This window comes from Nocardia sp. NPDC049707 (genome assembly GCF_040674855.1).
GTDB lineage: Bacteria > Actinomycetota > Actinomycetes > Mycobacteriales > Mycobacteriaceae > Nocardia.
This window is the reverse complement of record NZ_JBFANN010000044.1, coordinates 17,132-30,699: the sequence shown is the minus strand read 5'-3', so window position 1 is coordinate 30,699 and position 13,568 is coordinate 17,132. Positions and strand designations below refer to the sequence as shown.

The 13,568-nt window shown below is 65.5% G+C and carries 12 protein-coding genes, 1 tRNA gene and 2 pseudogenes; 5 read left to right on the top strand and 10 right to left on the bottom strand.

What is annotated here, in order from left to right; all coding sequences use genetic code 11:
* Positions 1 to 680 precede the first annotated feature (680 nt).
* The 3 genes and pseudogenes from AB0J29_RS29740 to AB0J29_RS29730 all read left to right on the top strand — a co-directional run bounded on the left by AB0J29_RS29740 (position 681) and on the right by AB0J29_RS29730 (position 1,976).
* Positions 681 to 1,151: an SRPBCC family protein gene (locus AB0J29_RS29740; RefSeq protein ID WP_364793414.1), complete on the top strand. Its 471-nt coding sequence runs from the start codon at positions 681 to 683 to the stop codon at positions 1,149 to 1,151.
* A gap of 83 nt (positions 1,152 to 1,234) precedes the next feature.
* Positions 1,235 to 1,369 (top strand): annotated as a pseudogene (locus AB0J29_RS29735) (IS3 family transposase); the annotation flags it as partial.
* 223 nt (positions 1,370 to 1,592) lie between these two features.
* On the top strand, positions 1,593 to 1,976 hold the full coding sequence (locus AB0J29_RS29730) for a hypothetical protein (RefSeq protein ID WP_364793412.1): 384 nt from the start codon (positions 1,593 to 1,595) through the stop codon (positions 1,974 to 1,976).
* A 229-nt stretch (positions 1,977 to 2,205) separates the two neighbouring features.
* Here the strand turns inward: AB0J29_RS29730 and AB0J29_RS29725 are convergent, their stop codons facing one another.
* The gene (locus AB0J29_RS29725; protein WP_364793410.1) at positions 2,206 to 2,565 is read right to left on the bottom strand and encodes a hypothetical protein; all 360 of its coding nucleotides are present in this window, start codon (positions 2,563 to 2,565) and stop codon (positions 2,206 to 2,208) included.
* 179 nt (positions 2,566 to 2,744) lie between these two features.
* Between AB0J29_RS29725 and AB0J29_RS29720 the strand changes: the two are divergent.
* Positions 2,745 to 3,570: pseudogene (locus AB0J29_RS29720) on the top strand (IS21 family transposase); the annotation flags it as partial.
* Between the two features lie 164 nt (positions 3,571 to 3,734).
* On the opposite strand, the gene AB0J29_RS29715 reads toward AB0J29_RS29720, so the two are convergent.
* From AB0J29_RS29715 to AB0J29_RS29675, 9 genes are all read right to left on the bottom strand, one after another.
* A complete protein-coding gene (locus AB0J29_RS29715; RefSeq protein ID WP_364793408.1) occupies positions 3,735 to 6,056 on the bottom strand; it encodes a xanthine dehydrogenase family protein molybdopterin-binding subunit in 2,322 nt (773 codons plus the stop codon).
* A complete protein-coding gene (locus tag AB0J29_RS29710) occupies positions 6,049 to 6,564 on the bottom strand; it encodes a (2Fe-2S)-binding protein (RefSeq protein WP_364793406.1) in 516 nt (171 codons plus the stop codon). The genes AB0J29_RS29715 and AB0J29_RS29710 overlap by 8 nt, the downstream gene beginning before the upstream one ends.
* A 343-nt stretch (positions 6,565 to 6,907) precedes the next feature.
* On the bottom strand, positions 6,908 to 7,813 hold the full coding sequence (locus AB0J29_RS29705) for an FAD binding domain-containing protein (protein ID WP_364793404.1): 906 nt from the start codon (positions 7,811 to 7,813) through the stop codon (positions 6,908 to 6,910).
* Between the two features lie 98 nt (positions 7,814 to 7,911).
* Positions 7,912 to 8,115, bottom strand: a complete 204-nt coding sequence (locus AB0J29_RS29700; RefSeq protein WP_364793402.1) for an IclR family transcriptional regulator C-terminal domain-containing protein — start codon at positions 8,113 to 8,115, stop codon at positions 7,912 to 7,914.
* 89 nt (positions 8,116 to 8,204) lie between these two features.
* Positions 8,205 to 8,277: transfer RNA gene (locus tag AB0J29_RS29695), tRNA-Ala, on the bottom strand.
* Between the two features lie 93 nt (positions 8,278 to 8,370).
* Entirely contained in the window at positions 8,371 to 9,474 is a 1,104-nt protein-coding gene (glpR, locus tag AB0J29_RS29690) for a gephyrin-like molybdotransferase receptor GlpR (protein WP_364793400.1), read from the bottom strand.
* A 332-nt stretch (positions 9,475 to 9,806) separates the two neighbouring features.
* Positions 9,807 to 10,457, bottom strand: coding sequence for a GNAT family protein (locus AB0J29_RS29685; protein WP_364793398.1), 651 nt, complete (start codon positions 10,455 to 10,457; stop codon positions 9,807 to 9,809).
* A gap of 12 nt (positions 10,458 to 10,469) precedes the next feature.
* Positions 10,470 to 11,729, bottom strand: coding sequence for a gephyrin-like molybdotransferase Glp (gene glp / locus AB0J29_RS29680; protein WP_364793396.1), 1,260 nt, complete (start codon positions 11,727 to 11,729; stop codon positions 10,470 to 10,472).
* 201 nt (positions 11,730 to 11,930) lie between these two features.
* Complete coding sequence (locus AB0J29_RS29675) at positions 11,931 to 12,887, bottom strand: UTP--glucose-1-phosphate uridylyltransferase (protein ID WP_364493493.1); 957 nt, start codon at positions 12,885 to 12,887, stop codon at positions 11,931 to 11,933.
* 86 nt (positions 12,888 to 12,973) lie between these two features.
* Between AB0J29_RS29675 and AB0J29_RS29670 the strand changes: the two genes are divergently transcribed.
* Complete coding sequence (locus tag AB0J29_RS29670; protein WP_364793464.1) at positions 12,974 to 13,561, top strand: 5-formyltetrahydrofolate cyclo-ligase; 588 nt, start codon at positions 12,974 to 12,976, stop codon at positions 13,559 to 13,561.
* Positions 13,562 to 13,568: the final 7 nt, after the last annotated feature.

Here is a 13,568-nt window from a genome sequence, read left to right as displayed (position 1 = left end):
CTGCTGTACCGGCAGGTATGGGACTTACGACATCGGTCGAGGAAATCCTTTGTGGCATGGACGATCTCGTCCAACAGCGCAGGATCCCGTGTGTGGCGATCTCCAACGCCCCGGCCTGGCAGATGTCGAGCATGCAGGCAATCACCGAGCTGGCGGCTGGTCGGTGCGATCCCGTATTCGCCGCACAGGCCGCCCTTTCGATGATCCGCCACCCACCTCGGTCGGCTCGTGCCGATGTCAGGCAGTATTGATGGTGCCGCCGTCGATAACGAAGACCGCCCCCACAATGATGGCGGACTTGTCGGAAACGACGAAGGTGATCAGTACCGCTACCTCGCCCGGCTCGGAGATCCGGCCGGAAGCGACATTGAAGATATGAACGAGGCTCTCCAGCAGCTAGGCAGGCGAATGCCTCTGCGCGGCTGCGACATTTAAGATATTAATGAGGCTCTCCAGCAGCTAGGCAGGGGAATACCCCTGTGCGGCTGCGACATTGGCTCCGAAGCTCTCCGCATCACGCCACAGCTGGTTATCAACCAGTATGCGGAAATGATATCCGAACGACGGAGCCAAGGCGGTGAAGCTCAGCGAAATAGGCTGCACCAAAGTCTATTTCGGTCTGGTCGGCACGAAACGTCTTTCATCAGCGTCCGCGCAACGATTGTGCGAGGATGGATCCCATGACTGAAGAACGGTTCGAGGTCCGACGGGAGATCGCGGCACAGCCGGCCGAGATCTTCGCCCTGCTGTGCTCACCCGAAGGGCATGTGTCGATCGACAGCACGGGCATGCTGCAATCCGCAGAAGGCGAAGCCATCACCGCGGTCGGAGATGAATTCGTCGTGCATATGGATCGTGAATCGCTCAATGACTTTCCCGAGATGGGAAAGTACGACGTCACGGTGACCATCACCGCATTCGAACAGGACGCCCATATCGCGTGGACAGTCGGCCGAGAGGGCCAGGTGCCGATCGAACACCGCTACGGCTACCGCGTGGAACCCAGCGAGATCGGCACCTCGGTGACGTCGTACTACGACTGGAGCCAGATCCCAGCGACCTACCGCGAAATGGGAATCTTCCCGATTCTTCCCGAATCCGTGCTGCGGGCCTCGCTCGGCATGCTCGCCAGGACCGTGGAGAAGAAGTAGGCGATCCCCCAGGCCGATGGGCATCGTCAGCAGGTGCCCAGCGCGCCCACCAGCAGTGGACGCTCAGTAGCTGAATGGTTCGATCCCTGCGGGCCCGTGAAGGCCACCCGATCAGCGGTGCGATCCATCGCTCGGATGCCGGGTCGCAATACACGGCAGTGAAACTCGTTGAAACACTGACACTCTCAGACCTACGGCCCTCGATCGGGGCGGTCGGCGTTTTGAAGTGCCGCGCCACTTGGTTACGACAATGACGGTTCCGCTGTCCAGGTCCACCGGACGGCCATGAAAGTCGCCCGCGAATGCCACATGGCCAAATCCGGCTTCGTAGATTGCTGTCTCGAGTTGTGGGCGGGAATACATGTGGAGCCGGCACTGTCGAGACCATCCAGGGCGCCTCCAGTGGACATTGAGTTCCTGGGTGGTCCAATCATATCGAGCGTGACCGACGAGATCGGACCGTTGGATCAGCTGCGTACTGATCAATTCGCTACCGTTGCGTACACGATGCTCGAAGTATTCGAGAGTATCGATTTCCATCACGAGCTTGTCCCCGGGAACAAGAACTTCGGCCCAGGCCGCGAGGGCGGCAAGGTCTTCCTCGCGGGTGTCGAAGAAGCCGAAGCTGGTCCACAGGTTCAGAATTGCGTCGTATGGACCTGCGGGTGGCGTTCGCATATCTGTCAGGACGAAGGTGCAGTCAGGATATCGACGGCGGGCGTCGTCGATTTGTTTCGGCGAGTTATCTATACCGACTCCGAGGGGCAATCGGAGCAAGGCGACAATCGCCTCGATCTCGCTCTCGGTGTCATCGCATCTACCTAGGATTGCGAATGTATCGCGGAAACCTTCGTCGAAGAATTCATCTGCAGCTGGACGGCTGTATTGCAATTCACGGCACTGTGCGGTCGGTCCACACGAGCAGTGAGCTGTCCGGCCGCCACCGGACGCACGTACGGTCGGATAGTTGCCGCCGGGGCGTAGCTCCCCGGCAGGGGAGCTACGCCGAACGGATCACGCGCGGATATGCGTTTCGGCTATCGCCGAGCGCGGATCACTTCTGGTCGAGATCGACCAACTTGCAGACACACAGCGTTACCGTGTGGGCGAGAATGCCGCCGAAATACTGGGTGCAGAACTCCGCGTACCCGACCGGATCGCACTGGTGCGCATGCCACGCCGAGTCCACTTCCAGATCGTCGGGCAGGTAGTTGCCCTGCATGCCGCTGGCCCGGAAGCGCTCGAGCGACCGCTGGTAGCGGGCTACTCGATCGTCGATCTGCTCCTCGGTCAACGCCGTGGAGCCCGGCCAGAACAAGTGGCCCCAGCGCAGGTTCTCCTTGAGATGTGTCGTGTCGAAATCCGCAGCAGGTACTTCGGTTTCAGCCGATACGGCCGCGATACTCGTCGTCATAGCCCGAACCCTCGATTCGCTTAGAACTCACCATGTCGGCCGACAAGTCTCCAGAACTACTGGAGTAATCAAAGTTTGGTGTGTTCCAGATCACTAGTCAAGGAGGTGCGCCCTCCCATTTCTGGGAGACGATGCATGAACCTGTTTGCGACTCAATCGATTTGACCTACCAGTCAGAGCCCAGGCGGGAACTCCTGACCATGGTCCTCGGCTATTCGCAGTGGTTGATGGCGCTGCTGCTCCCGACCCGGCATGCGGAGGATCTGTTCGCCGGCTGGTGGACCCATATTCACCGGTTGGGTTCAGCGCCAAGGGTTTTGGTTTGGGATGGTGAAGGCGCGATCGGCCGCTGGCGTGGCGGACGCAGCGAGCTGACCGCCGAATGCCAAGGGTTCCGGGGGACCTTGGGGGCGAAGGTGATCGTCTGCAGGCCCGCCGATCCGGAAGCGAAAGGCATGATCGAACGCGCCCATGACTACCTGGAGCGCTCGTTCCTGCCGGACCTAACCTTCAGTGGCCCAACCGATTTCAATACCCATACTGAGCCAGTGGCTGGAGTTGTGAACGCCCGGCCGCGGCGAGCGCTGGGCTGCGCACCGACCGATCGGATCACCGCCGACCGCCAAGCGATGCTGACGTTGCCACCCGGCGCCGCAGACCGGGTGGAGGCGCTCAGGGCGCCTGGCGCGTGATCACTACATTCGCTTGGATTCCAATGACTATTCGGTGCATCCTGCCGTGATCGGGCGCCGAATCGAGATCATCGCCGACCTGAACCGGGTCCGGGTGTTCTCCGGCGGCCGGATCGTTGCCGATCACGAGCGGATCTGGGCGTGGCATCAAACCCTGTCCGACGCCGTTCCTGTCGAGGCGGCGAAGGCGTTGCGGCGCAACCAGATCGGTGTTCTGCGACCGGCGCCCGAGCCAGAGGTCGAACAACGGTGCCTGACCGACTACGACACCGCGCTCGGCATCAACCTCGACACCGAAGGCGGGGTGGCCTGATGCCCGGCCGGACCCGGACCACAACCAAAACATCCTCCACGACAAGGGATTTCACTGCCGACGACGCGCAGGCGACCTGGAGGCACCCGATGCGGGCGTACAGTGCGGCAAGCGCCAGAGCAGGTTCAGGTCGAGTTCGGCCGTCGTAGACTGAGAGAGTCGTTTCACCTCGCAGCCCCGATCAGTTCCACAAGGTGTTCGGCGCTGACCGGCGCGCGCTGGATCCGGACGTTGAAGGGAGCCAGGGCGTTCTCGATGGCCGAGACGATCGCCGATGCGGCCGGGATCGTGCCAGCTTCGCCCGCGCCCTTGATCCCGAGAGGGTTGAGTGGGCTCGGGCTTTCCATGGAAACGACCTCGACCTTCGGCACATCCAGCACGGTGGGAAGCAGATATTCCTCCAGCGTGGTGGTGTACGGATATCCTTGCGCGTCGTAGCCGGAGAACTCGTAGAGCGCATTGCCGATCCCGTGCGCCACTCCGCCCTGGATCTGCCCGTCGACAACCATGGGGTTGAGCTGGCGTCCGCAGTCGTGCCCGACGACATAGCGGATGATGTCGACGCGGCCGGTCTCGATGTCGACCTCCACCTCGGCCACGTGCGTCGCGTTGGAGTAGGTCGACTGTGGCGGGTTGAAGTACTCGGTCACCGACAACCCTGGGTCGGCGTCGTGGTCGGAGGTGAAGCCGGGCATGCCCAGCGAGATATGCCGCAGCTCGGCGAGCGAAATGTCCGGATGCCCCTCGGCGCGTACCGCGCCCGGGACGAGTGCGACCAGTTCGCGCGGGACCTTGGTGATGGCCGAGGCAAGGTCGAGGACCTGCTCACGTAGCCGGGTCGCGGCTATGTGCACCGACGAACCGGCGTTGACGGCGACCCGGCTGGCGAACGTGCCGATGCCGAACGGGAAGCACGCCGTGTCGCCAGCGATGACTTCGACCAGGTCGGGCGTCGTGCCGAATGCGTCGGCGGCGACCTGGGCAAGCACCGTCTTGTGGCTCTGGCCCTGCGACGCCGCGCCGGAAATTATGCCCAGGCAGCCGGTCGAAAGGATCCGCGCCTCGGCACCCTCGTACGGTCCGAGTCCGGTGGCCTCGACCAGGTTCGCGATTCCGATTCCGAGGTAACGGCCGTTGGCGAGAGCTGCAGCCTGGCGTTCGGCGAAGGTCGAGTACTGCGCGCGCTCCAGGGCGAGGGCCTGGCACTGTGGGTAGTCGCCGCTGTCGTAGACGACTCGGCTGCCGTCGCGGCCGACCAGTCCGATGTCGTAGGGCAGTTGGTCCGGGCGGATCATGTTCAGCTCGCGGACCGTGGCGGGGTCGAAGCCGAGATATTGGGCGATCCGGTCGACCAGGCGTTCCATCACGAACACGGCCTGGGGACGGCCGGTGCCGCGCAGTGGCGAGGTGGCGACCTTGTTGGTCAGCACCACCGTCATCTGCAGCCGGTACGCGGGCAGTACGTACGGGCCGGGCAACGTGGTGGCGCCGATGATCGGCGTGATGATCCCCCACGGGAGATAGGCCCCGGTGTCGTGCACGACCGTGACGTCAACGGCTTGAATTCTCCCCTCGTCGTCGAAGGCGACGGTCGCCTCGGCATGCTCGTCCCGTTCTTGGGTGGTCGCGATCGACTGCTCGTGCCGGTCTTCAGTCCAACGCACCGGGCGGCCCATACGCATCGCCAGCCACGGCACCAGCACATCCTCGGGGTACACGATGCCCTTGGGCCCGAACCCGCCGCCGACGTCGGGTGCGACCACCCGGATGCGGGCCTCGTCGCGCTCCAACATCTGGCCGATGATCTGCCGGTTCTGGTACGGCGCCTGACAGGCCGACCACACGTTGAGCTGGTCGTCTACGGGTTCGTACACAGCCAGGACCGCCCGGCCCTCCATCGAGTGCGAGGCACCGCGGTGCTGCCAGATTCTTTCGGTGAGCCGGTGTGGGGCGCTGGCGAGCGCAGTGTCCACATCGTCGTGCCCGATGGTGAACACGGCCGCGATGTTGTCCTCGTCCCCGGTATGCGCGGCGGGCGCGCCCGGTTCCAGACCGGCGAGACAGTCCCCGACCGAAGGCAGGATCTCCCAGTCGACGCATACGGCTTCTTCCGCATCACGGGCCAGAGCCCGATCGTCCGCCACCACAACCGCGACGGGTTCCCCCACATAGCAGGCCTCGTCCCCGGCGAGGACCGGGTTGCTCCACTCTCGGCGGATCCACGGGTTGGGAACGAACAGCGGGAATCGCTTGTCACGCAGGGTCTTTGGGAGGTCGGCGTGAGTCAGCACCAGGTGTACGCCTGGCATTTGGGACGCTTCGGCGGTGTCGATGCTGCGGATGCGGGCGTGTGGATAAGGGCTGCGAACGACTCGGGCGACGAGAGTGCCCGGGAAGGCGATGTCGTCGACGAACTGGCCGCGCCCGGTCAGCAGGGCCGCGTCTTCGCGGCGCTCGACGCGTGTACCGACGTAGCGGTCACTCATCGCCGGCACCTCGCAGCGCCGCTGCGGCGTCGACGGCGGCCTCGACGATGTTCTGGTAGCCGGTGCAGCGGCAGAGGTTGCCGGTGAGCGCCGCACGGATGTCATCCTCGGTGGGGGCGGGGCTCGTGCGCAGCGCGTCGGTGAGCGTACACAGGATGCCAGGGGTACAGAATCCGCACTGCAGCGCGTGGTGTGAGCGGAAGGCAGATTGCAAAGAGTTCAAAGTCCCATCCCCGGACAACCCCTCCACGGTCGTGACCTCGTGCTCGTCGGCCTGGACGGCGAGGAGTAGGCAGCTGCGGACCGCTCGGCCGTCGAGCAGGACGGTGCAGGCCCCGCATACTCCATGCTCGCAGCCGACATGCGTGCCGGTGAGGTGGAGATCGCGGCGCAGGGCATCGCTGAGTGGGGTCCGCACGTCGACCTCGACCGCATGCGTGTCGCCGTTGGTGATGATCGTGATCTTCCGGGCTCTATCGAGCTTCGGGCCGATGTCAGGTCGGGTCACTCGTGCACCCTTTCTCTTACAGACATCGAGAGGGTGTCTGTGGTGGGGATCGGACGGAAGTCGGGTCGCTGACCTGGTTCGGTCGCCCTGTATTCCTGCCCCACATCGGGTGATGGAAGCCGACCGGATTGTCGCTGGTCGGCGCAGTGTTCTTCGTTGGAATTGATTGGGCTGCAACCGTTCACGCGGTGCGCATTCTCGCCCGCGTGTGAGTGCGCGTCATGCGGCGCTGCTGGCAGACCGGTCCCCTCGGCGCCCCGGCCCGCCGCTACGGCGGTGCACAACCGTATCTCAGCATCACTCCGATGCCTCGCGCTCGAACCCCGGGTCGGCACAGCGGGTGTCATCGACGCTCCTGCTGTCCAAGCGCACGAGAGTGGGCGAGGTGCAGCGTCCTGCGAGTGAGCACCTGGCCCAGATGGCGGCGATACCCCGCCGACACGAAGCGGCGGGGGTAGCCGGTATTCGCTTGCGTGTCGGTCAGGGGTTCGAGATCTGCGGCTGCACGAGCGGCCTCGGCAAACAACTCCGGTCTGCCCACCTCACCAACCAGCAACCGTTCAGCGGCGGTCAGTCTGGTCGCGATGATGCCGACTCCGGCGACCGCTGCGGCAGCACGAGTGATGCGGCCCTGTTCGTCGACGGTCATCAGCGCACCGGCAGCCACGACCGCGTAGTCGTGATGACGTTTGGAGAACTCCAGGAACGCGTGCCCGTGCCCGGTCGGCCAGGGCGCCCAGTCGATTCGAGTCAGCATCTCGCCGGGATCGAGGGCCGGGGTCAGCAGGTCACGTGCCCAATCCGCGACGCCCAGCACCCGCTCGCCCCGGACGCTGCGGACATGCAGCACCCCGTCGTGCAGGGCCGTGACCGCGATCAGCTCGGCACTGGGGTCGAGGTTCGCCACGCTACCGCCCAGAGTCCCACGCGGGCGAGTGGCGACGTGGCCTATCAGGCGGAGGGCCTCGTGTGCGATGGGTACCTGCGCGCGGATGATCTCTGACTCGGCGAGCGCGCGTTGCCGGGTCATGGCGCCGATCTCCAACCGACCATTGTGGTCGGTGATGTGGGCCAGTTCTCCGACACGGTTGAGGTCGACCACTACGGCAGGACGCGCCATCCGGAACTGCATGTAGGGAATGAGGGACTGGCCACCGGCCAGGAGCCGAGTGTCCTCCAACCGGTCGAGCAGGTCCAGGACCTCGGACAAGGTCCCAGGGTCGACGTAGGCGAACGGTGCGGCACTCATCTCACCTCTCCGAGCGGTTTCGTTACACCAAACACTCGGTTCGTCAAGGGTAACGCGATGGAAGTTGAGAGGAAACGGTCGCAAGCCTGCCGGAACGATCAGCCGCAGGCGTAGCGCCCGCCGACACGCTCGGTGAGATCGGCCGCGGCGCGGCGGACCAGCGTCGCGAGATCCGACTCGGCGGACGGTTCGAATCGGCTGGTGGGAATCGAGATGCCGATATCGCCGACCACGACGCCACAACCATCGAAGACAGGCGCAGCGATAGCGATGGCCCCGGCGAAGAACCCGAAAATGACCACTTACCAAAAAATGCATGAGAGCGCAAGTTGGCTCCCATGCACAATTTGAGGTGATCCCTCAGATCACGGCCACAATTCGAGCCGAATTGTGGAGCTAAGGGGAATCGAACCCCTGACCTTCTCGATGCGAACGAGACGCGCTACCAACTGCGCTATAGCCCCGTGCGGCTCCGGGGAACCGCGCTGTGACACTGTATCAGGCGGTGTGGGCAGACTCCGAATCGCACGGTTGACCTGGGCGAATGCTGGCTCGGGTCAGGCGCCGGCGGCGCGGCGCATATCGCTGGTGCCGCGGCGGAGGGCGCGGGCGGTGGCGGGGTCGAAGTTTTCCAGGTGCTCGAACATGGGGTCTTCGTCGTCCACCTCGATGAGGGCGGAGCGGCGGCGGAGAGCACGGGCGGTGTCGCGGTCCATGATGCGCTGTTTGGCGCGCTGCTCGGCCTCGCGTTCGGCCTCGATGTGCTCGCCGCGGCTGCGAGCCAGGCGGGCGAGGCGACGACGACGGATTTCCTCCTCCATGCGGACCTGCTTGCGCAGGTACGCCAGGTAGGTCACCAGGACGAGCGCGGAGCCGCCGCAGCCCCACCAGAACATGGGGCTCAGCGCCACCGAGAGTCCGCCGAAGACGAAGACGGCCAGGATGAGGCCGAGCACCGCGCGCTGCCGGAAGGTGTAGCGGGCCGCGCGCGCGATGGCGTCGGCCTCCGGGTCGAATCCGCCGCGACCGCGCCGGGTCGGCACGAAATCTGATTCGTCGGAGTCGGATTCGTCGAAGTGAGCGGGCGCCGCCGTCCGGGCCTGGGGGATCCGGGCACCAGCCGGTTCGGTGTGCTCTACCGCCACCCGGTCATCATCGACGGTCGCACGTTGCTTCGCATCCGTTCTGGCCGTCGCGATTTCGGCATCGTCGAAATCGGCGTCGGCGAGCTCGCTGACGCTGTCATCGAATTCGCCATCCGCGGTGGCGGATTCGTCGTCGGCATCGTCGAATTCGTCGACTTCAGCGTCCCTGTCGTCGATTTCGGCATCGGGTTCCGCCGGCCCGGCTTCGAGCGGGTTCTCCGTGGGTTTGTCGTCCTCGGTGACCTGGCCGTCGGCCGGTGGGGTCATCCGGTCCTCCGCATCATCGCTATGGGAAAGCCTTCTCTGCACTCGGGTCGGCCGGTAATCCGGATCGCTGTCGTGTCCGGCGGCCGGACCACTCTTGGTGCGCCGCTTGGAACCTCCGCGGTGCAATACGCGGGTCGCCAACGCCGCGTCGGTTATCTGTCTGATCCTGGGGTGCCGGTCGGCGAGGATCGGGAACAGCACGAAGACCCAGAACACGACCAGGCCGATCCACAGGATCGAATTCGGCATCTCGCCTCAGCACCTCCGTCCCCACCGCATCGTCCGCTCGGCCTTTCGACCGGGTCGAACCGCGCTCCGTCGCGGTGCGTTCGCTCGCCGCAAAACGCCTCGGACGGACGGACGTCCGGCCGCCGTGAGGCGTATTCGGCACTGCCTCACAGGCTGGTTGCCGGTGGCACGGGACGCACCTCCGACGTCCGTAGGTTAATTCCGTGTCGCACCAAGTTCGGTCAGGCGCGCCGGGCACATACGCCACACCTGTCACAGTTCCACCATCTTCGCCGCGCGTCGAAGGCGACCGGGCACATCGGAAACGGTACGTAGGTTCCGGTATCCGAATTTCAGGGCAGCGTGGCCCGACCATCACGCACCAGTCGATCGACGACGGTCCCCGCCACCTCCTCGACGGTGATGCCGACCAGCAGGTGATCGCGCCAGGCCCCGTCCACATCCAGGTACCGCTTCAGCAGCCCCTCTTCACGGAACCCCACATTGCGCAGAACCGCTTGACTGGCCAGGTTTTCCGGCCGCACGGTCGCCTCGACCCGATGTAATCCGAGGGGCCCGAAGCAGTGGTCCAGCCCGAGTGCGAGCGCGGCCGTCGCCACGCCCTGACCGCTCAAATCCTTGGCAACCCAATAGCCGACCCATGCCGAACACAATGCGCCGCGCACGATATTGCCGACGGTCAACTGCCCGCTGAACACGCCGTCGACCTCGATCACGAGCGGAATCATCGCACCGCGCCTGGCCTCGGTCTTCAGACTCGACCACAGCGACGGCCAGTTCGAGACGTGGTTGCGCGCCTCCCAGGTACCGCGCCCGGTCGGCTCCCACGGCTCCAGATGTGCCCTGTCGCGCAACCGGATCCGGCTCCAGGCCGCCGCATCGCGCAACCGCACCGGACGCAATGTCACCTTCCCGGCCGCGACGCGCACCGGTCCCAGATGCGCGGGCCAACCGGGATGCTGCGCGACCCGAAACACACTCATCGTCTCCACGCCTCAGCCGCGCTGTGCGAGAAATGCGACCCGGACCTCGTCACCGGTCCTGATCTCGGTGACGTCCGGGTCGATCACGATCAGACTGTTCGCCTCGGCCAACGTGGCGAGCAGATGCGACGAACCGCCCGCGCCGCCGCCGAGCGGCTGGACCAGGTAGTCGCCCGTGGCCTCATCGCGCATGAGTTGCGCGCGCAGATACCCCTTGCGTCCGGGTATCGAGGTGATCGGCGTGATCGTTCTGGCGCGAATGATCCGGCGCATCGGATGTCTGCGCCCCAACGCGATTCGGATCAGCGGTCGCACCATGACCTCGAAAACCACCAGTGCGCCAACGGGATTCGACGGTAGGAGAAATGTCGGAACCTCATCGCGCCCCAGTCGCCCGAACCCCTGTACCGAGCCGGGATGCATGGCGACCCTGGTGATTTCGAGGTCCCCGAGACCCTCGAGCGCCTCACGCACCTGCTCCGAAGCCCACCCACCGACGGCGCCCGCGATCACCACGACCTCGGAGCGAACCAGCTGCCCCTCCACCACATCGCGCAGCCGCCGCGGATCCGAACTCACGATGCCGACCCGGTTCACATCCGCACCCGCATCGCGCGCTGCGGCGGCCAGCGCATACGAATTCACGTCGTAGACCTGTCCGGGTCCGGGCGTTCGATCGATATCGATCAACTCGCCACCCACCGAGATCACCGACAGCCGAGGGCGCGGATGTACGAGCACCTTGTCCTGCCCGACCGCGGCAAGCAGGCCGACCTGCGGTGCACCGATAATGGTGCCCGCACGCACCGCGACATCGCCGGGCTGCACATCGTCGCCGATGCGCCGGACATAGTCGCCGGATCGCACCGGCTCGTACACCTTGATCCTGGCCCGGCCGCCATCGGTGAAATCCAAGGGCAGCACGGCATCCGCCAACGTCGGTAGCGGCGCACCGGTATCGACCCGCACGGTCTGGCGCGGCTGCAACCGGATCGGCTGTTTGGACCCGGCGACCACCTCGCCGACCACCGGCAACGTCAGATCGACCAGTTCGCCGTCCTCGTCGCGAATATCGGTGCCCGCGGCGGACACATCGACACTGCGCACGGCGTATCCGTCGATCGCGGCCTGATCGAATCCGGGCAGTGGCCGCTCGGTGACGACATCCTCGGCACACAGCAGGCCCTGGGCCTCGGAGATCGCGACCCGGACCGGCCGGGGCGCGACCGCCGCGGCCGTTACCTTGATCTGCTGATCCTCAACCGAGCGCATCCAGCCCTTCCTGATCTCTTCCCACCGACCCGATTCCGCGACCGCGCAACCGAACCCGCGCGGCTCTGCCCGATCCGCGGTGCTCCCGGGGCTCTGCGTGGTTACGCAAGCTGCCGCCTCCGAGCCCGTCGCTCACACCGCAGATGGACCATCATTCGTACCCGACGGTCCACCATCGGCGAAACCCGGCGCCCACGCCTATCAGTCGTCGGTCGTCAGCTGTGGGTCCCAGTCCGCACTGAGCCGATGCTGCAGCCACTCCCGCAGGGCGGGGCCGTATTCCTCTCGTTCCAAAGCGAAATCGACCGCAGCACGAAGATAACCGCCCGGGTTGCCCAAATCGTGGCGCGACCCACGGTGGACCACCACATGGACGGGATGGCCCTCCTCGATGAGCAGTGCGATCGCGTCGGTGAGTTGTAATTCGCCGCCCGTGCCCGGTTCGATCCGGCGCAGCGCGTCGAAGATGGCGCGGTCCAATAGGTATCGGCCCGCGGCCGCGTAGGTCGACGGCGCATCCGCGAGTGCGGGCTTCTCCACCATTCCGTTGACCCGCAGCACATTCGGGTTCACCGCATCGGGCACCGGCGCGACGTCGAAGACACCGTAGGCGCTGACCTGGTCCTTGGGAACATCGATGGCGCACAACACGGTTCCACCGCGCTTGCGCCGCACCCGGCTCATCACATCGAGCACCCCACACGGCAGCACCAGGTCGTCGGGCAGCAGTACGGCGATGGCATCCTCGTCGTCATCGAGGGCGCCCTCGGCCTGAGCGACGGCATGGCCGAGGCCGAGCGGCTCGTCCTGGACCACCGAGGTGACATCCAGCAGCGCGGGCGCCTTGCGCACCTTCTCCAACAGCTGGAATTTGCCGCGCTCGGCGAGCGTGCCCTCCAGCACCAAGTCCTCTACGAAGTGTGCGACCACGCCGTCTTTACCCGGCGAGGTCACGATGACCAGCCGCTCCGCACCGGAATCGGCGGCTTCCGTCGCGACCAGTTCGATGCCAGGAGTGTCCACCACCGGCAGCAGTTCCTTGGGCACGGTCTTGGTCGCGGGCAGGAACCGCGTCCCGAGTCCGGCCGCGGGCACGACGGCCGTGCGGAAACACGACACGACCGCGCCATTCGCGGATTGTCCGGCCTTTGCTGTCATACGCCTACCCTATCCATCCATCACAGGCCCGAAGTGGCCATCACGCCGACTCGGGTCCCGGTGAGCTTAAGGTGATCACTGTGGACATGCCCGGCGAGCGCGACAAACATGCCTGGCGGGCCGAAATCATTGCGCAACGGGCCGCGATGACCAACGCCGACCAGGAATCCGAGGCACGTGAGTTGGCCCACACTGTCGCCCAACTCGACGTCCCCGAGTGGGTGTGTGCGTACGTCCCGGTGCGCGGTGAACCCGGATCGACGGCGATGCTGACAGCACTGCGCACGGCAGGCGCTCGGGTGCTGCTGCCGATCACCGGACCACCGGGACCACTGCGATGGGCCGAGTTCGCCGGCCCGCACGAGCTGCAGCGGGCCCGATTCGGACTGCTGGAACCCTCGGGCGAGGTGCTCGCCGATGCTATTGCGTTGGCGGAGTTGATCCTGGTCCCGGCACTCGCGGTGGATCGCCGTGGCGTTCGGCTCGGGCGCGGTGCCGGTTATTACGACCGAACGTTGCCCGCGGCCCGTCCGACGGCGCGATTGATCGCGGTGGTCCGCGACGACGAACTGCTCGACCGGCTCCCCGAGGAGCCGCACGATCTGCGCATGGGCTGGGCCCTCACACCGCACGGCGGACTGCATCGATTGGGTGGCGATAGGGACGAGGAATGAAAGGCCG

What these genes read in the sequence shown, in the direction of transcription:
- AB0J29_RS29740 (WP_364793414.1), top strand. Translation starts at nt 681, where the DNA reads ATGACTGAAGAACGGTTCGAGGTCCGACGGGAGATCGCGGCACAGCCG.
- AB0J29_RS29725 (WP_364793410.1), bottom strand. Translation starts at nt 2,565, where the DNA reads ATGACGACGAGTATCGCGGCCGTATCGGCTGAAACCGAAGTACCTGCT.
- AB0J29_RS29715 (WP_364793408.1), bottom strand. Translation starts at nt 6,056, where the DNA reads ATGAGTGACCGCTACGTCGGTACACGCGTCGAGCGCCGCGAAGACGCG.
- AB0J29_RS29705 (WP_364793404.1), bottom strand. Translation starts at nt 7,813, where the DNA reads ATGAGTGCCGCACCGTTCGCCTACGTCGACCCTGGGACCTTGTCCGAG.
- glpR (WP_364793400.1), bottom strand. Translation starts at nt 9,474, where the DNA reads ATGCCGAATTCGATCCTGTGGATCGGCCTGGTCGTGTTCTGGGTCTTC.
- AB0J29_RS29685 (WP_364793398.1), bottom strand. Translation starts at nt 10,457, where the DNA reads ATGAGTGTGTTTCGGGTCGCGCAGCATCCCGGTTGGCCCGCGCATCTG.
- glp (WP_364793396.1), bottom strand. Translation starts at nt 11,729, where the DNA reads ATGCGCTCGGTTGAGGATCAGCAGATCAAGGTAACGGCCGCGGCGGTC.
- AB0J29_RS29675 (WP_364493493.1), bottom strand. Translation starts at nt 12,887, where the DNA reads ATGACAGCAAAGGCCGGACAATCCGCGAATGGCGCGGTCGTGTCGTGT.
- AB0J29_RS29670 (WP_364793464.1), top strand. Translation starts at nt 12,974, where the DNA reads ATGCCCGGCGAGCGCGACAAACATGCCTGGCGGGCCGAAATCATTGCG.